Source organism: Paenibacillus phytohabitans (assembly GCF_013141775.1).
GTDB classification, from domain to species: domain Bacteria; phylum Bacillota; class Bacilli; order Paenibacillales; family Paenibacillaceae; genus Paenibacillus_AQ; species Paenibacillus_AQ phytohabitans.
Genome location: NZ_WHOB01000068.1, coordinates 62,574 through 80,586, shown reverse-complemented (window position 1 = coordinate 80,586; position 18,013 = coordinate 62,574). Strand labels below are relative to the sequence as shown.

At 53.6% G+C, this 18,013-nt stretch carries 12 protein-coding genes and 1 riboswitch; of the genes, 7 read left to right on the top strand and 5 right to left on the bottom strand.

Annotated features, from left to right (window positions below):
- Nucleotides 1-114: 114 nt before the first annotated feature.
- Together greA and GC101_RS22965 are read left to right on the top strand one after the other, a co-directional pair.
- Nucleotides 115-597 carry a transcription elongation factor GreA gene (greA, locus tag GC101_RS22970; protein ID WP_042140416.1) on the top strand — a complete coding sequence of 161 codons (483 nt, stop codon included), beginning with the start codon at nt 115-117 and terminating at the stop codon, nt 595-597.
- Nucleotides 598-1,164: 567 nt separating this feature from the next.
- Complete coding sequence (locus GC101_RS22965) at nt 1,165-2,091, top strand: AEC family transporter (protein ID WP_039294905.1); 927 nt, start codon at nt 1,165-1,167, stop codon at nt 2,089-2,091.
- Nucleotides 2,092-2,680: 589 nt separating this feature from the next.
- Here the strand turns inward: GC101_RS22965 and GC101_RS22960 are convergent.
- Nucleotides 2,681-3,523 carry an aldo/keto reductase gene (locus GC101_RS22960; protein WP_171719158.1) on the bottom strand — a complete coding sequence of 281 codons (843 nt, stop codon included), beginning with the start codon at nt 3,521-3,523 and terminating at the stop codon, nt 2,681-2,683.
- 278 nt (nt 3,524-3,801) lie between these two features.
- Nucleotides 3,802-5,007 (bottom strand): MFS transporter, encoded by a 1,206-nt coding sequence (locus tag GC101_RS22955; RefSeq protein WP_076243623.1) that lies wholly within the window; start codon nt 5,005-5,007, stop codon nt 3,802-3,804.
- 181 nt (nt 5,008-5,188) lie between these two features.
- Between GC101_RS22955 and GC101_RS22950 the strand changes: the two genes are divergently transcribed.
- Complete coding sequence (locus tag GC101_RS22950) at nt 5,189-5,581, top strand: winged helix-turn-helix transcriptional regulator (RefSeq protein ID WP_042140412.1); 393 nt, start codon at nt 5,189-5,191, stop codon at nt 5,579-5,581.
- A 98-nt stretch (nt 5,582-5,679) separates the two neighbouring features.
- Here GC101_RS22950 and GC101_RS22945 read toward each other — a convergent pair whose 3' ends face one another.
- The 3 genes from GC101_RS22945 to GC101_RS22935 form a co-directional block, all read right to left on the bottom strand.
- A complete protein-coding gene (locus GC101_RS22945; protein WP_171719156.1) occupies nt 5,680-6,855 on the bottom strand; it encodes an ATP-binding response regulator in 1,176 nt (391 codons plus the stop codon).
- An 8-nt stretch (nt 6,856-6,863) separates the two neighbouring features.
- Entirely contained in the window at nt 6,864-10,469 is a 3,606-nt protein-coding gene (locus tag GC101_RS22940) for a response regulator (RefSeq protein WP_246354469.1), read from the bottom strand.
- 168 nt (nt 10,470-10,637) lie between these two features.
- A complete protein-coding gene (locus tag GC101_RS22935; protein ID WP_246354468.1) occupies nt 10,638-11,186 on the bottom strand; it encodes a hypothetical protein in 549 nt (182 codons plus the stop codon).
- Nucleotides 11,187-11,419: 233 nt separating this feature from the next.
- Nucleotides 11,420-11,523, top strand: a riboswitch (purine riboswitch).
- A 166-nt stretch (nt 11,524-11,689) separates the two neighbouring features.
- Here GC101_RS22935 and GC101_RS22930 point away from each other — a divergent pair.
- The 4 genes from GC101_RS22930 to GC101_RS22915 all read left to right on the top strand — a co-directional run bounded on the left by GC101_RS22930 (nt 11,690) and on the right by GC101_RS22915 (nt 18,000).
- Entirely contained in the window at nt 11,690-12,319 is a 630-nt protein-coding gene (locus GC101_RS22930) for a xanthine phosphoribosyltransferase (RefSeq protein ID WP_171719155.1), read from the top strand.
- A complete protein-coding gene (locus GC101_RS22925; RefSeq protein WP_039304744.1) occupies nt 12,313-13,611 on the top strand; it encodes a nucleobase:cation symporter-2 family protein in 1,299 nt (432 codons plus the stop codon). Before GC101_RS22930 ends, GC101_RS22925 begins: the two co-directional genes overlap by 7 nt.
- Before the next feature lie 140 nt (nt 13,612-13,751).
- Nucleotides 13,752-16,823, top strand: coding sequence for an ATP-binding protein (locus GC101_RS22920; RefSeq protein WP_171719154.1), 3,072 nt, complete (start codon nt 13,752-13,754; stop codon nt 16,821-16,823).
- Between the two features lie 40 nt (nt 16,824-16,863).
- Nucleotides 16,864-18,000, top strand: a complete 1,137-nt coding sequence (locus GC101_RS22915) for a response regulator (protein WP_171719153.1) — start codon at nt 16,864-16,866, stop codon at nt 17,998-18,000.
- Nucleotides 18,001-18,013 lie beyond the last annotated feature (13 nt).

The following is an 18,013-nucleotide window of genomic DNA, read 5'->3' as shown; positions in this document are numbered from 1 at the left end:
TATTTTTGCTGTGCTGGAATTGTGGCGATTTGCCGTTGTAGCGCTTTCTCTTCGCATGTTGGGCGAATATGAGTTAGAATACAATAAAGCGAGCAAATAATAGGAGTTGTATACATGTCCAACAATGACGAAGTGTTTTTGACGAAAGAAGGTTTGGCCAAGCTCGAGGATGAGCTGAGAGAACTTAAGGGAGCAGGGCGCAAAGAGCTTGCAGCCCGGCTTAAGCTGGCGATCAGCTACGGCGATTTGAAGGAGAACAGCGAATACCACTCCGCGAAGGAGGATCAATCCTTCATGGAGACACGGATCATGATTCTGGAGAAGATGCTGATCAAGGCGCAGATTGTGGATTCCAGCAATATGGATCTGAGCACAGTCAGCGTAGGCTGCATCGTCATTCTGAATGATGTGGAATACTCCGAAAAGATTGAATATAGAGTGGTAGGTCCCGCAGAGGCTGATGTGCTGGACAACAAAATTTCTTACGAAAGTCCGCTCGGCAAAGAGCTGATCGGCAAAAAAGTGGGCGACATTATCAGCGTCAATGCCCCGATGGGCGTCATTAAATATGAGCTGCTTGAAATTAAAATGCTGTAAATCTTAAATCCTGTAAACCTTAAATCCTGTATCCTGCTTTAATAAGGGTACAGGATTTTTTGTCTAAGGATAAGAATTTATACGCTGCGCCTGATAACCGGTGGTGGAGGTAGAGCCATTGGATCGAAATAGATGGAATTTCTCCACTTGCTTATGAGCGGAAGATTACCTGCCGGACAATAGTTGGAAAATCAGCACTTAATAGGCTACATATAAATCAGAATAGAGAAAAGGCAGGAATTAAATGACGTTAATCCACTTAATTGCGGCAAAGGATCATAAAAAGCCGAATTAAGATACGTTTTTCCAACTATTACCTCAGAGTGGGATGCCTATGCCGTCAATTCCAGGTGAATGTCAGGCACCTTGGAAGAGCGGGGGAGTAAGGTCTAATCTATCCCTTGGTAAGGTGCCGATTCTGCCCTTCGGGCGGAATTTGTTGCAAAGACTGCAAGCGGCGGGCTGCCATAGGCAGTTTCTATTAAGGATATTGATTCCCGGTCTTAGACGCTCCTTGCCCCAAAGGTTATAGTAGGGAGTAACTAAAGAACAGAGGGGTCCTGGCTTGTGATTCAGACTGTACTATCGACACTTGTAGAGGTTATTGTGCCGCTGTCCATTCCGGTGGCTGCGGGGGCGCTGCTCGGACGTTATAAGAATCTTGACACGAAGCCCCTGCTGACGCTGTACCTGTATTTTCTCAGTCCGGCAATTATCCTGGATACGCTTGCTACGGCGGAAATCTCCTTCGATGATGTCTATAAGACGCTCGCATTCTCGCTGCTGAATCTGTTTCTCTTATGGGGGCTGGCTACCCTGATCGGCAAAATCCTGAAGCTGGCTCCGCCGGAAGCCGCCGGCCTGACGCTCATCTCCACCTTCACAAACAGCGTCAATTACGGTCTGCCGCTGGTGCTGCTGGCCTTCGGCCAGCTGGGCCTGGACAAGGCATCGGTCTATGTCATCGCCCAGATGGTGATTGTGAATACGATCGGCGTGTATTTTGCCGCCAGATCACAGTTCTCGGTGCGCAGCGCCGTAAAGTCAGTCTTCTCGCTGCCGGCCATCTATGCGGCCATTCTGGCCCTGCTGCTGCGGGCGCTCGGCCTGCATATGCCGCATGAGCTGGCTTCGGGCGTATCGATGGCTGCAGGAGCCTACTCGCCGGTAGTGCTGGCGATCCTCGGCGCGCAGATGGTGAAGGTCCGGGCTGCGCATACGGAGCGCAATGTGCAGCTTGCATTCTGGACGGGGCTGACCGTCCGGCTGTTGCTGGCTCCGCTGCTGGCCGCGCTGGTGCTGCTCGCGCTGAACATTACGGGCACCTTATTCTCGGTGCTGCTGATTCTGGCGTCGATGCCGGTGGCCGTCAATTCCGTGGTGCTGGCCGAACGCTTCGGCAGCTCGCCATCACTGGTCTCGCGCTGTATTGTCTGGACTACGCTGGCGTCCTTCCTGGCTCTACCGGTGCTTATTGCTATGGTGGGCGGGTAGAGGTACAGAGACAGGCAACGAAAGGGGAAACGGGGCAAGGAGTAAAGAGTAAGAATTAAAGAGTAAGAGTGAAGAGTGAGAGTGAAGAGTGAAGAGTGAGAGTGAAGAGTAGGAGTAAAGAGTAAGAGTGAAGAGTGAGAGTAAAGAGTGAGAGTAAAGAGCGAGAGTAAAGAGTGAAGGTAAGGAGTAAGAGTAAAGAGTAAGAGTAAAGAGTGGGAGTAAAGAGTAAGAGTAAAGAGTAAGAGTAAAGAGTAAAGAGTAAAGAGTAAGAGTAAAGAGTGGGAGTAAGGAGTAAGAGTAAGGAGTAAGAGTAAGGAGTAAGAGTAAAGAGTGGGAGTAAGAAGTAAGAGTAAAGAGTGAGAGTAAAGAGTGAGAGTAAGGAGTAAGAGTAAGAGTAAGAGTAAGAGTAAGAGTAAGAGTAAGAGTAATAGTAAGAGTAAGAGTAATAGTAAAGAGTAAGAGTAAAGTAGGAAAGTACAAAGAACAAAAGAAGCTCCCGTCTTCAGAGTGTGAAGGCGGGAGCTTATTCTATTAGCAGATATACAGCATGCTGCACATCAGGCTGGATACCTGGCGGAACGCCAACCGCTTAGAAATCGAAATTGTCTGGATCGGGACCGGTCCGCTGATCACGATTGAGGCTGTCAATGCGGTCCAATTCGGCGTCGCTCAACTCGAAATCGAACAGGGAGGCATTCTCGATGATCCGCTGTTCTCTGGTTGATTTCGGAATGGTGACGATCCCATGCTGCAGATCCCAGCGCAGGATGATCTGGGCAACGGACTTGCCGTTGCTGGCGGCGATTTCCGTTAGCACCGGCTGATCCAGCAGCTGGCCCTGCATCAGCGGAGCCCATGCTTCGATCTGGATGCCATGCGTCTTAGCGAAGCTCCGCAGCGGCTGCTGGCACAGATAAGGGTGTAGCTCAACCTGATTGACCATCGGCTTGATCTCCGCATCCTGCAGGATATCCTCCAGATGATGAATCTGGAAATTGCTGACGCCGATGGCTTTGACGCGGCCTGCTTTATAGAGGGCTTCGAGCGCTCTCCAGGACTCCTTGTATTTGCCCTTCACCGGCCAGTGAATGAGATACAGATCCAAATATTCTAGACCCAGCTTCTCAAGACTGGCCTCGTAAGCGGCAAGGGTCTCTTCATAACCAAGGTCTGCATTCCAGACCTTGGAGGTTATGAACAGCTCTTCGCGGGCCAGCTTGTTCCCGGCCATAGCTTCCCTGACTGCTTGCCCTACCCCGCGCTCATTGGCATAGACTGCGGCCGTATCAATGCTGCGGTAGCCGTGGGCAATTGCAGACTTCACTGCCTGCACCAGCTCATCGCCGTCCTCTACCTGAAAAACTCCGAGTCCAACCCACGGCATACTCACGCCGCCCTGAAGTATAGTTGTATCTTGTAAATGCTGTGCCATATCGAATGACCTCCTGAAGGAATAGTGTAGGTACGGGCAAAATGTTGTACGTAGTGCAGCTTTGATTCCTTGATATCTGGATTTTCTAAAGGATTGTTGTATTAAATACAATAATTTCTTCGATAAGCTGCTTAGAAGACGAGAAATACTGCATTTCATACAACAATCTTAAAATTTGCCCGGAATAAAGAGGGAAATGTTGTATTATGGGCAGGATTTTGAGAAACATACCGCTTGACTGCACACATTGCCTCTTGCGGCGCACACAGCACTTAGGCTTAAGCAGCTTCCGCCCGCTGCATACGCTCGTCCCTGTTCTCCAGCGCCCGGCTCCAGGCCGTGAGCAGAACGGCCCCGAACACCATGACTGCGCCCACCCAGGCGGTGTGGATCAGTCCCATATGATCGGTGACCAGTCCGCCGAGATAGGCGCCGATGGCGATGCCTGCATTGAAGGCGGCAATGTTGACAGCAGAGGCGACATCTCTGGCGCCGGGCGCGAACCGGTCAGCCAGCATTACTACATAGACCTGCAGCCCGGGGACGTTCATGAAGGCGAGCAGCCCCATGAAGAAGATGGTGATCAGGGCGGCGGTTTTGAAGGGAGCCGTGAAGGTGAGGATTAGCAGCACGGCGGCCTGCAGGGCGAACATATAGAATAAGGCGTTCATCGGCTTGCGGTTCGCTGCTCTGCCGCCGATCACATTGCCGATGGCAATGGCGATACCATAGACGAGCAGGATCACAGCGACCGTCTTCTCCTGGAAGCCGCTGATCTCATGCAGCAGCGGGGAGAGATAAGTGAAGACGACGAACGTTCCGCCGTAGCCCAGGGCTGTAATGGCAAAAGCCAGCAGCAGCCGGCCGTTCGTCACCAGCTTGACCTGCTCGCGCAGCGGTGTGCGGGTCCCCTTGCGGAGTCCGGCGGGCACCAGAATCAGATTAGCGATCAGCGCGAGGATGCCGATCACGACAATGGCGGTGAAGGCGGCCCGCCAGCCCAGCTGCTGTCCGAGGAAGGTGCCAAGCGGCACGCCGGTGACCGTGGCTACGGTAAGGCCGGTGAACATAATGGAGATGGCGCTGGCCCTGCGGTTCTCGGGCACCAGGTCGGCGGCGATGGTGGAGGCGATCGACATGAACAGGCCATGCGAGAGGGCGGATATTACCCGGGCGGCCAGCAGAGTGCCGATTCCGCCAGCAGCGGCCGCAAGACTGTTACCGGCGATGAATACGAGCATCAGCAGGAGCAGCAGTGTTTTGCGGGAGACTCTTGTGGTCAGCGAGGTTAACACAGGTGCACCGAAGGTTACACCGAGCGCATACAGAGTAACGGTTAATCCGGCGGTGGTCACGGATATATTCAGGTCATCAGCAATGAGCGGCAGCAGCCCGACACTGATAAACTCGGTTGTTCCTATCGCAAAGGCGCTGATCGCCAGAGCCAGCAGCGCGAGGGTACTTCTTTTTGTGTCCAGAGACATGTTCTTCACTCCTACTATGGTAATCACCGGCCGGTAAGTGCTATTATGGAGTACAGATATGCAAATGGGTAGTACGTACTTTAAAGTACTATAGGTACCAAAAAGTACCCATAAACTACCCTGAACTACCCGCTGAGCGACACATAAAGGGATGTACAGTGAGCATACAGGAGGCAATATAATGGCTAAAAAATATAATATTTCGGTCGAAGCTACGCTTGAGGTCATCGGGGGGAAGTGGAAATGCGTTATACTCTGCCACCTGACGCATGGCAAGCTGCGGACGAGCGATCTGAAGCGGCATATGCCGAATATTACGCAGAAAATGCTGACCCAGCAGCTCCGCGAGCTGGAGCAGGACGGCATCGTCAACCGGATCAGCTATAACCAGGTTCCGCCCAAAGTGGAATATGAGCTGAGCGAATACGGACAGACGCTCGGGTCCATTCTGGACTCCCTGTGCGCGTGGGGAGAGCAGCATATTATTAAGGAGTATGGCGATAAATTCGCTGTGCTGGAGGACAATGTGCTGAATAACAAGAAGGTGGAGCTGCTGCCCGGCGGTGTGGAATAAGGCGCAGCAGACCTATGAGCGTACACAAAGAACCGCAAGCCCCGAAGGCTTGCGGTTCTTTGATATGCCTGGTATCCGGCCAGCTGCAGAAATAAACGCTAATCCGGTTGTCCTTCACCGACCTGAATCGTGAAGATAAAGACGGCCCCTTGTTCAACATCCGGTCTAGCGTAGATTGTTCCGCCCATCAGGTCGACCAGCATTTTGCAGATGGACAGCCCGAGTCCGGTGCCCCCGAATTTACGGTTGATCGTAGCGCCGATCTGGGTGAACGGCTGGAACAGGTATTTCATTTTGTCCGCAGGAATGCCGATGCCGGTATCTTCAATAATGAACTCAAGCTCCATTACCCTATCCATCGCTTGCCGGAGATGAACCCCTACCTTAACGCCGCCCGAGTAGGTGAACTTAATTGCATTGCCGATCAGGTTGTTCAGTACCTGGCGCAGACGGTTGGGATCTCCAACGAGCAGCGCGGGAATGGCCGGGTCGATGAAGGTCTCCAGGGCCAGATTGCGTTCCTTGGCGAGTGCCCGGAAAAGATCAACGGTTTCCTTGATGCAGGAGTGGAGGTTGAACAGCTCATAGTCCAGCTCCATTTTGCCGGATTCAATCTTGGTGAAGTCCAGGATATGATTAATGACAGACACCAGTGCGTGGCCGCTTGTATGAATGATTTCGGCCATTTCCATGTCATCCGCCGCCAGCTCAGAGGTCCGCAGTACATCCGACATGGCAATAATTCCGTTCAGCGGTGTGCGGATTTCATGGCTCATCATCGCGAGGAAGCCGCTTTTGATCCTTAGAGCGACTTCGGCAGTATCCTTCAGCTCGGTCAGAACGCTATTCGCCGCCTCCAGCTCCAGGGATTTAAGCTGCAGCTCTTTGCGGGTCTGATAGAGGCGGACGAAGCCGTCAATTTTGCTCTTAAGCACAATCGGATGGAACGGCTTAGTCAGGAAATCTATAGCTCCGGCTGAATAGGCCATCATATAGGTCTCCAGCTCGGAAGTCAGCGCAGTTAGGAATATAATCGGGATGTCACGTGACTTTTGACGCGCTTTGATCCGCTTCGCTGTTTCGAATCCATCCATGTCAGGCATGAGCACATCCATAATAATCAGGGCGAACTCCTGCTCCAGCAGACATTTCAGGGCCTCCATGCCGGAGGTTGCACCAATCAGGTGATAAGGTGTGTCGGCCAGCAAAGCCTGCATGGACAGGAGCTCGTCCGGACGGTCATCGACAAGTAAAATATTAATAGGGTACTCCATAATTCCTCCTACTGAATCAACCATAATTTCAGCACACTTACCAGCTGTGTCGTATTAATCGGCTTGGATATATAATCGTTTGCTCCGGCCTGCAGGCATTTGACCCGGTCTTCCTCCAGGGCGCGGGCGGTCAGCGCGATAATCACCAGCTGGTCATACTCCGGTCTGAGCCTGATATGCTTCATGGTCTCGTAACCATCCATCTCCGGCATCATAATATCCATGAATACGAGCTCAACGCCCGGGTGTGTCTCCAGATGCTCCAGGGCTTCTTTACCGTTCTGGGCAAAGCTGATCTCCATATTATAACCTTCGAGCACACTGGATAACGCAAAAATATTACGCATATCATCATCCACAAGCAGAATGCTTTTTCCGGCAAAGGCTGACTCCGGATTGTGCAGATTCTCAATCAGGCGCTGCTTATCCAGCGGCAGGTCAGCATGCTTGCGGTGGAGGTATAAGGCCGTGTCATCGTAGAGCCGTTCCATAGACCGTACATTCTTGATGACAATGCTCTCGGCGTAGTGCTTGAGGCGCTGCTCATCGGTCTTGCTGAGATCCTTGCCTGTATAGATAATGACCGGCAGGGTCTGCAGCTTACGGTTGGTTTTGACCTGCTCCAGCAGATCGAAGCCGGAAATATCCGACAGGCCTAAGTCCAGCACCATGCAGTCAAAATGATGACTGGCCAGATGCTCCATCGCTTCCCTGCCTGTGCCGACCGCAATAATGTTCACATCGGGATGCGCGATGAATTCGACAAGGCTGCTGCGCAGAATCTTGTTGTCTTCGACAATCAGCAGGCTCTTCACCGGACGGCGGATATACGTCTCAATCTGCAGGAAGGCTGCTTCCAGCTCGGCATAATCATTCGGCTTCTTCCAGAAGGACAAGGCGCCCATCGCCAGGCTCTGCTGATTCTCCTCGGCTGTCGAGATGACATGCACCGGAATATGGCGCAGCTCCGGCCGGCTCTTCAGCCGGTTGATAATCGACCAGCCGTCCAGGACGGGAAGATGCAGATCCAGCAGGATGGCGTCCGGCTTGTAGGCATGTGCCAGCGCCAGACCCTGATCGCCCTGGAAGGCGACGATCGCCTTGAAGCCCCGGCTGCGCGCCAGTTCAAGCAGCATAGTGGCGAATTCCGCATCCTCCTCTATGATCAGCAGGAGGGTGTCGCCGGGGAGCAGATTGCCGCGGTCATCCTCCATCTCGGCATATTGCAGCAGCTTAGGATTCGAGATGGAAATATCGGGAACGAACGATTCCCGGAAAGCCGGATTCTCCCGGCTGCCGGTCTCGGAACCCGGCATATCCGCAGTGGCTGCGGCTGCAAAGGTAGCGGCAGCCAGCGCCTGTGCGTCCTCTCCCGGCTCAACTGCAGGAATAATCAGCGAGAAGGTACTGCCTTTGCCTTCAACGGAATCCACTTCAATTCTTCCGCCCAGCAGGGTAGCCAGCTCGCGGCAGATCGTAAGCCCAAGACCGGTGCCGCCGTATTTACGGCTGGTGGTGCCGTCCGCCTGCTGGAACGCTTCGAAGATGCTCCCCAGCTTGGAGGCGGCAATGCCGATGCCGGTATCGCTGACAGCGAAGATTACTTCATCGCCGCTGGTGCGGATGGACAGGGAAACGGAGCCTTGCTCCGGGGTGAACTTAATAGCATTGGACAACAGATTATTCATGATCTGCTGCAGTCTGTGGCCGTCGGTCATCAGATGGTCAGGCAGCCTGCTGTCTGAATGGACATCGAAGCGGAGATTCTTTTTCTTGGCCTGCTGTTCAAAATGGCGGAAGACATGGTTGCTGAGGTCCTGTAAAGAGACCGGTTCAAGAACAGGAGTCATTTTGCCGACCTCCAGCTTGGCCAGATCGAGAATCTCGTCGATCAGCTGCAGCAGATCCTTGCCTGCGGAGAAGATGGTATGCACATATTCCAGCTGTTTCTTCTCAAGATTGCCTTCCTTGTTCTCGGCGAGAATCTGCGAGAGAATCAGCAGGCTGTTCAGCGGTGTGCGCAGTTCATGCGATACGTTGGCGAGGAATTCCGATTTATACTGGGCAGCCATGAAGATTTCCTGGGCCTGCGCCTGAATTTCTTCCTTCTGCTGCTCGGTAAGCCGGACTTGGAGCAGCAGCTGATCATTGGAGGCGGCTAGCTCTTCTTTCTGGGTCAGAAGCTCATCGGCCTGAGCCTGGAGCTCGTCCGTCTGGGACTGAAGTTCTTCCGTTTGAGCTTGAAGCTCCTCAGTCTGGGCCTGGAGTTCTTCTTTCTGCTCCAGCAGTTCGTTCGTTTGGGCTTGAAGCTCTTCAGCCTGATCGGCGATCTCGGCTTTTTGGCGTTCTGTAAGCTGGAGCTGCTTCTGCATATCGCGGTTCGCGGCCGATATCTCATCGGCTTGTGCCTTGATCTCTGTTGATTGCCGGCTGGTAATCTCCATTTGCTGCTGGAGCTCCAGATTGGAGGCGTACAGTTCTTCCGTCTGCTGCCTCAGCTCATCGGCCTGGGCTTCAATCTCGGCTTTTTGTTCCTCTGTCAGCTCCATTTGCGCCTGAAGCTCTTCATTGGAGGACAGCAGGCTCTCGGCCTGCATCTTCAGCTCTTCCCCCTGGTCCTGCAGCTGCTCAGTCTGCATACGCAGTTCCTCGGTTTGGGCCATAAGCTCTTCGGTCTGTGCCTCCAGCTCCTGGGTTTGCGCCGTCAATTCCTCGGTCTGCGCTTCGAGCTCATCCTTCTGCAGCCGGGTTTCGCTCAGCAGCTCTTCAATTCTGGCCACGCCGGCCAAAGTATTGATCAGCACCCCCATGTTCTGGCCGGTCCGCTCGATCAGCTCGTGCTCCTTGGAGCCGAACGGGTGCAAAGCGGCCAGCTCCATTACGGCGACCACTTCCCGCTCATGCATGATCGGAACTACGATAAGCGAAGATGGGGAAGCTTCACCCAGCGCGGAATGGACTTTGATATAATGCTCCGGAAGATTCTCCAGCACGAGGGTCTGCTGATCCACCGCGCATTGTCCGACCAGTCCGCTGCCCAGCTGAATGGGTTCGCGGCGGCCTGCCGATTCGTCAAAGGCATAGCCGGCTGCGAAGTTTAGCTGACCGCCCTGCTTCAAATATACGGCTCCATAGCTTCCGCCGACAGCGGCAGCCAGCCTGCCGATAAATACACGCGCTGCCGTCTGCAGATGCACCGATCCCTGAAGCTGCATTGCCATCTCTGACACTTGCGTATTAATCCAGGCCTGCTCCTCCGCCTTCAGCCGCAGTTCGCGTTCTTCAGCGGACCTGTGGTGAAGATCGGCTGCCAGCTTGTAGTAAGAAGCTGCGAGCAGTCCGAATTCATCCTTGCGTACAGTTGCCGCGGCTGCAGGATTAAGCGTCCCGTCGGCGATATCCCGGGAGATGTTCGTAATCCGGTCCAGCCCGTGGTCAATATTCCGGTGAATGCTGAAGATGAGGCCTATTCCAATCAGAATCCCGCCCCCGCTTAATCCATTAATGAAGATACGCGGAATGCCTTCCAAATAGAGTGAAGATATAATAATCATACTGCCCAGCAGCAGTATAGTAACCGATGTTGCTAACCAAACCTGTTGTTTAATCCTCATAGTTCGCCGCCTTTGTTCAGTTAGTACTACTAAATATATATAAGTATACTTTTAATAGACGCCCGGCGATATAGAGGACACAGAGAAAACACCGAAAAACCTGATTTTTACAAGGTTTCCGGTGTTATTTGCCAGTTTAAGCGTGATTGCATTTCCCGGCAGGCGGCGTCAGCGCCGCCGCCTGCCGCCCTGACGCCGCCGGGCAGCAGCCCGGTTCGAAGCATGGCCTCCTGCACCGCCGCCAACCGCCTGCTGCTGCTTGGATCCGGGAATCTCGATAGCGGCATTGGTTCCGCCCGAGCTGTAGGTTCCGCTGCCGCTGCCGACCTGTGTGGCGGAGGAGCTTCTGCTGCCCCCCGGGAGCTTCACGGTCTGGTTGTTCACGACGATGACAATCTCCTTCTCTCCGGTGCGCGGACGAAGCAGCGGCGCGTGACGGCGGGTGCCCCGGTGTCCCTTGCTGCCTGTGTTCGCCGCCGTCCCCCCGGCTCCGACACTCTCCTGCTGGCGGGTATGGGGCGAAGCAATGGCTGCATTGCTGCCCGCTGCGCTGCTTCGGCCGGCGCCGCTGGCAATCTGTGTGGTATTGGCTGCGTTGGTATATTGGTTATTGATAACAAACACCAGCCGGCTGATGCCGGCCAGCGGGGGGCGGGTAACAATCTGCTGCTTCCCTTTTTGAATAATGACAGTTATCCGGTCTTTTTGCTTAGCCATCCGTATCATGCCTCCCTGCATAGGTTTTCCTTATCATTAATGCGCGGAGGAAGGAAGGGTGAGGAATACAGGCGCTGCGACCCCATAAACAAACGGTTGCCTAGTGAGCAGGGAGAATCGATGATGAAATACGCGTGTATTTCATGAAACACTTTGAAATCCACAGCAAATATACTTAAAATTTTGCTTGTAAGGATCATACAGAGCGTGTAAGATATACGAAGGTTTTTAAAAACAGACTTATCATAATACCTCATATAATCTTGGGAATATGGCCCATAAGTTTCTACCGGATGACCACTGTAATTATCCGACTATGAGTGAAATAGCGCATCTAGGGTTCCGTTTCTTGTGCTGCGGCAGGGGAAGGACTGGTCCAAGCGATGCGGACACGCTTATGTGTTACACCACTAAGGGACAAAAACCCAGAAGGACAGATTCACTTGAGAGAAACGCTCAAGGGGATCTGTCTTTTTTATTTTAAAGGAGGAAGAATCGCTGTAATGAAAGTACTGGAGGAACGCATAAGACAAGAAGGCTTAATTCTATCGGAGACTGTGCTGAAGGTAGACTCGTTTCTGAACCATCAGGTGGACACGGAGCTTGCGCTGCAAATCGGGCAGGAATTCAAAGCTATCTTCGGAGACCAGCCCATCACCAAGGTGCTGACTGTAGAGGCCAGCGGCATCCAGTTCGCCATGGCTGCAGGCATTGCGCTGGGTGTACCGTTTATTTATGCCAAGAAAAAGAAGGCTGTTACCCTCTCCGAGGCGGTCTATTCCGCACCGGTGCATTCCTTCACCCGTCAGGAAGACTACCTGATCAGCATCTCGCAGAAGTATCTCGGACCTGGCGACAACGTGCTGATTGTCGATGACTTTCTGGCTACCGGTGCAGCGCTTGTAGGACTATGCGATATCGTGGAGGAGTCCGGGGCGCAGCTGATGGGAGTCGGCTGTGTCATTGAGAAGAGCTTCCAGGAAGGACGCAGCCTGCTGGAGCAGCGCGGAATTCCGGTACATGCCCTGGCGCGGATTGCTTCAATGTCTCCGGGGGAAGTTCACTTTATAGATAATCCCGGCACCGGCAGTGCCCGTGCGGAAGAATTAATTAAGGAGAGTGCAGGATGCTAAGCAAACAGAAGATATTCGCCCTCGGGCTTCAGCATGTGCTGGCTATGTATGCCGGAGCTGTGATTGTGCCGCTGGTGGTCGGCGGGGCATTGAATTTGAACGGAACGCAGATGGCGTATCTGATCGCAGCGGATCTGTTCACCTGCGGGCTGGCAACGCTGCTGCAGATTATGGGCAGCAAGTATTTCGGAAGCGGACTTCCCGTTGTACTCGGCTGTACCTTTACCGCAGTCAGCCCGATTATCGCTATCGCTTCAGGCTCCAATCTCCCGACAGCGTACGGGGCTATTATTATCTCCGGTCTGTTCGTTGTGCTGGCAGCCCCGATATACGGGAAGCTGCTGAAATTCTTCCCTACAGTAGTAACCGGCTCCGTAGTAACTATCATCGGGCTCTCGCTGATCCCGGTAGCGATGAATAACGTGGCCGGCGGACAGGGCAGCGCTGATTTCGGCCAGCCCCGCAATCTGCTGCTGGCCCTGATTACACTGCTCGTAATTCTGGCGGTGAACCGCCTGACTACAGGCTTCCTGCGTTCCGTATCTGTACTGGTAGGCCTGGTTGTCGGAACCGTAATCGGCTATGCCATGGGCATCGTACATTTCTCTACAGTGACTACGGCCTCTTGGGTGAGTGTGGCCCAGCCATTCTACTTCGGCTGGCCGCAGTTCAGTATTACGGCGATCTTCACGATGATTATCGTTAATATTGTGTCCATGGTGGAATCGACGGGTGTGTACTTTGCCGTGGGCAAGGCAACGGATCAGCAGGTAGAACAGAAGCAGATCGTGAACGGCCTGCGTTCTGAAGGGCTTGCCATCATGCTCGGCGGATTGTTTAATGCGTTCCCTTATACGGCGTTCTCCCAGAATGTCGGCTTGCTGTCGCTGACCCGGGTGAAGACGCGCAATGTTATTTTTGCCGCCGGCGGAATTATGATCGTGCTCGGGCTGCTGCCGAAGCTGGCAGCGCTGACTACAGTCGTACCGAACGCGGTGCTTGGCGGGGCGATGATTGTCATGTTCGGATCGGTTGCCGCATCCGGCATGTCGATTCTGTCGGATGTTGACCTGCGCAAGGACGGCAATCTGCTGATTGCCGCCTGCAGTATTGCTGTCGGTCTCGGCTCTGCTGTGCTGCCGTCCATGTTCGACCAGCTGCCGGAGTTCGCCAGAATGCTGCTGCAGAACGGGATCGTATCCGGATCTCTGACAGCAATTATTCTTAATATCTTTCTGTCCAAAACCCAGGAGAGCACAGCTTCCGCAGTCGCCGCTCCGGAGGTAAAGTAAAATATTCCTAAAATTTTAATCTAATAAGATAAGCAGCCGATTCCGAAATAAATGGGAATCGGCTTTTTTTATTGCACTTAAATAAACAGAATTTAATGTATAATTTATACAATGACAGCTAGAAGGGAATGGCATGGGGCATGAAAAAATATTGGCTGAGTATTCTAGGCAGTCTGGTGCTGGTGTTGATCATTCCATTGCTCTCTATCCTCCAGACTCTCCATATAAACCGCGGAATGCCGCAAGCCCGGCAAGGGATGATCGATCTGCGCAGCTGGGACTTCCGCAAAGACGGGGTTGTGAAGCTGAACGGGGAATGGGAGCTGTACCGCGGTGCGCTGCTGATGCCTGAGGCGTTCTCCCCGGAGCGGAGGGACCCGGGCATGCCTGCCGTGTCCGGAATGGTTCAGGTTCCCGGGAAATGGAATCCTTATATATCCGTCACCGGTGAACCCGCAGCCAAAGGGTACGGCACTTACCGTCTGCAGGCCAGGATTGCCTATGGGGAAGCCGTAATATACGGTCTGCGCACCAGCAACATCCGTACGGCAAGCCGGGTCTTCGTGAACGGACAGGAGATTGGCAGCAGCGGCAGCCCCGCCCCCATGGCTTCTGAGGGGAGGCAGAATAATATACCCTATACGGGGTTTGCTTCGGTGACCGGAGATACCATGGAGATTATTGTACAGGTGGCGAATTACAGCTACTCCTCCGGCGGTATCGTTCTGCCGATTGTCATCGGTGATCAGGCCTCTATTCTGAAGCACCGCGAATTTGCGCTGTTTGTAGACGGCGGAGCGCTGTTCGGATTTATTATTCTTTCTTTATTCCTGCTGATGTTCTCCAAGGTTAGAGAGAGCCGGGGGGTCACCCTCTATCTGGGTCTATTCTGCATGGCGGCCTTTGTCTACATTCTGACCCACGGCGAGAAGCTGATCGCGGCTGGGCTTCCCGGGCTTCCGTATGAAGTTGTGCTCAAGCTGCAGCTGGCTTCTTCCACGCTGGTCTACTATTATCTGCTGCGCTATGTCGCCAATTCCGTGAATTACCCGATGTCTATTGCAGTCATTAAGGCCTCTAAAATGATTACGAGCGTGCTGCTGCTGATCTCTATATTCATGCCGGCCTATCTGTTCAGCTATCTGGAGGGCCTGCTGCTGACCTGGGGCTCGGTAAGTATCGGCTTTGTGCTCTACTCTATGGTTCAGGGGACAAGACGGAATCCGAAAAATATGTTCCTGATGATGGTCAGCATTGAGAGTCTCAGCGTCGTTATTATCTGCTATCTGGTCAGCTTTATGAACCTGTCATTCAGCTATTTTATAATCTCTTACGAGATTGTCCTGTTCGGATTCGTTCAGGCGATTATTATGACCCGGCAATATGCGTCGTCTTTCCTTGAGGTGGGGCAGCTGTCACGCAGGCTGCAGACACTCGATGGCTTGAAGGACGATTTCATCTCCGATACTTCCCATGAGCTCCGCAAGCCGCTGCAGGGAATGGTCAACATGGCCCAGACACTGGCGCAGGGTGCGGCAGGTTCCGTGAGCAGTGCCCAGAGTGAGCAGTTGCTCATGATTGTCTCGACGGGCAAGCGGCTGTCTGCCTTAATCAATGATATGTCTGACTTCGCGAAGCTGAATCACGGCTCGCTCTTTCTGCGCCGGCAGGCGGTGGATCTCCGCACCGCGGCTGTCTCCATTATGGAGGTGACGCGCCAGGTATACGGAAAGGACAATCTTGAATTCCGCCTGGACCTGCCCGGCAATCTTCCCCTGCTGGAGACGGATGAACAGCGCCTTGCTCAAATTCTGCATAATTTATTGGCAAATGCCGTCAATTATACGCCTCAGGGCGTGATAACGCTGTCTGCAGAGGTTAAAGAAGAGTATGTTGCCATTCTTATCACGGATACGGGGCAGGGGATTGCTCCTGAGCGTTTGCATTCCATCTTTGATGCCTATGATCCAAGCGGACCCGCAGCCCAGAAGGCCTACCGGGAAAACGGCCTCGGTCTCAGCATTACCCAGAGGCTGGTTGAGCTGGCCGGGGGAGAGATAGAGGTGCATTCGGAGCTGGGGCAAGGCTCTGTCTTCCGCTTCACGCAACCTATCCTGCGGAGAAGCAAAGCTCTGCTGGAGCAGGAGTATCTGGAAATTACCGGATGGGAGACGGCAGCGGCAGTCCAGCTGCCGGGAGAAGAGCCGGTACTTCCGCCGCCTGCGGAATGCTGCTTCATTCTGGTTGTGGATGATGATCCTGTCAATCTTCAGGTGCTGGTTAATGTGCTGCAGCTGGAGAATCATTCGGTGATTACGGCCAGCAGCGGGACCGAAGCTATAAGTAAAATACAGCAGTACCCTGAACTCGATCTTGTCATTGCAGACTGGGTGATGCCGGAAATACCCGGATTGTTATTATGCAAAACGATCCGTGAACGGTTTGTTCTGTCGGAGCTGCCGATTCTGGTGCTGATGGCGAGCAGCCGCCCCGAGGATATCCAGGCTGCGTTCGAGGCCGGAGCCAATGATTATCTGAGCAAGCCGGTGGAGCTGCGCGAGTTCAAGGCGCGTGTGCAGACACTGCTCGATATGCGCAAGTCTGTCCGGATATCCGTTCAGGCGGAGATTGCCTTCCTGCAGGCCCAGATCAAACCGCATTTCTTGTATAATGCGCTCAATGCGATCATCTCCGTATGTCCGGTAGACCCGGATAAGGCCACTGATCTGCTGCTGGATCTCAGCCAGTACCTGCGGAGCAGCTTTGACTTCCAGAACCGGGGACAGACCGTTCCTGTTGAGAAGGAGCTGGGGCTGGTTCAGTCCTATCTTGCCCTCGAGCAGGCGCGGTTTGACGAGCGGCTGAATATCGAGTTCGATGTCCCGGACGATATTATGGGACTGGTTCCGCCGCTCAGCATTCAGCCGATTGTAGAGAATGCCGTCAACCACGGGCTGATGCAGAAGGAGGCTGGAGGGACAGTGCGGCTGTCGATTCAGCTGTTGCCCGGCCAGCTTGTGGTTGCCGTCAAAGATGATGGTGTCGGGATGTCTCCTCAGCGGATAGCGGAGGTTCTGTCAGAAGAGCGGACAGAGGGCGGTATCGGACTGCGGAATATTCAGCGCCGGCTGCTCAAAATGTACGGAACAGGCCTGAGTATCCACAGTGTTCCCGGCCAGGGGACGGCGATATCTTATACAATTCCCAGGTAAGTGACAACTCGAGAACGATGACATGAGGTGAGTCCTTTCAATGAAAGCGATACTAATCGATGATGAAAAGCCTGCATTGCAGCATCTGGAGCGCCTGCTCCTGAAAGACGGACGTCTGGAGATTACCGGCAAGTATACGTCGGCTAGACGGGGACTGGAGCATCTGGAGCGGGAGAAGGCGGATATCGTCTTCCTGGATATAGGCATGCCGGAGATGAACGGGCTGGAAGCCGGCGAATATATTGCCGGTCTGGACCGGAGCACGCGGATTGTCTATATCACAGCATACAGTGAGTATGCTATTGAGGCTTTTGAACTGAACGCTGCCGACTATCTGCTGAAGCCGGTAACCTCCCAGCGCCTGAGCAAGACGCTCGAACGCCTGGAGATTCGCATAGAGCAGAATGAAGCGCGTGTGGAGACGCCCCCGGAGCCTGCAGCTGCCGTCAAGCAGCTCTCGATTCTCTGCTTCAAACGTCTCGAGTTCATGGACAGCACGGAGCCCGGACGCAAGATGCAGTGGAGAACCAGCAAAGCGCAGGAAGTGTTCGCCCTGCTGCTCCATAACCGCGGCCAATGGATTCTTAAGGATACCATTGTGGATTGGGTCTGGCCGGACTTCCAACCGGAGAAGGCAGTAACCAACCTGCATACAACGGTGTACCATATCCGTAAACTGCTTAAGGCCTGGGATATGGACGTGCAGGTTGAGTTCTCGCAGGAGCGGTACAGGCTGACCAAGGAGAATGTGCTGCTTGATCTGGAAGAGTTCGAGCAGGGATACTGCAGTACCTCTGTGGAATCGGAAGAGGAATGGGCGCGCAGAGAAGCGGTGCTGAGTCTGTACCGCGGAGATTATCTGGAAGAGCATCATTATGACTGGGCAGAAACGCGGCGCAAGGAATTGCAGATCCGCTTCATCCGCATGTCGCTGCATTCGGCCGAATATGAATTATCCTCCGTACGTCCCCGGCAGGCACTGGACAGGCTGCTGGTTCTGCAGGCACTGGACCCGTATTCCGATCAAATCTGCCGGCTGGTGCTGAGAAGTTACGCCGACCTGGGAGATTTCATCGGGTTTAGGAAACACTATGATAAATATAAGGAATTGCTGCAGCGGGATTTAGGCATCCGGCCGGATCATGTCATAGACAGCTGGGTCCAGAAGGTGCTATAAATCAGCCGGGGGC

Coding starts and splice junctions, on each gene's coding strand:
- greA (WP_042140416.1), top strand. CDS start 115: ATGTCCAACAATGACGAAGTGTTTTTGACGAAAGAAGGTTTGGCCAAG.
- GC101_RS22960 (WP_171719158.1), bottom strand. CDS start 3,523: ATGGCACAGCATTTACAAGATACAACTATACTTCAGGGCGGCGTGAGT.
- GC101_RS22955 (WP_076243623.1), bottom strand. CDS start 5,007: ATGTCTCTGGACACAAAAAGAAGTACCCTCGCGCTGCTGGCTCTGGCG.
- GC101_RS22950 (WP_042140412.1), top strand. CDS start 5,189: ATGGCTAAAAAATATAATATTTCGGTCGAAGCTACGCTTGAGGTCATC.
- GC101_RS22945 (WP_171719156.1), bottom strand. CDS start 6,855: ATGGAGTACCCTATTAATATTTTACTTGTCGATGACCGTCCGGACGAG.
- GC101_RS22940 (WP_246354469.1), bottom strand. CDS start 10,469: ATGAGGATTAAACAACAGGTTTGGTTAGCAACATCGGTTACTATACTG.
- GC101_RS22935 (WP_246354468.1), bottom strand. CDS start 11,186: ATGGCTAAGCAAAAAGACCGGATAACTGTCATTATTCAAAAAGGGAAG.
- GC101_RS22930 (WP_171719155.1), top strand. CDS start 11,690: ATGAAAGTACTGGAGGAACGCATAAGACAAGAAGGCTTAATTCTATCG.
- GC101_RS22925 (WP_039304744.1), top strand. CDS start 12,313: ATGCTAAGCAAACAGAAGATATTCGCCCTCGGGCTTCAGCATGTGCTG.
- GC101_RS22920 (WP_171719154.1), top strand. CDS start 13,752: ATGAAAAAATATTGGCTGAGTATTCTAGGCAGTCTGGTGCTGGTGTTG.
- GC101_RS22915 (WP_171719153.1), top strand. CDS start 16,864: ATGAAAGCGATACTAATCGATGATGAAAAGCCTGCATTGCAGCATCTG.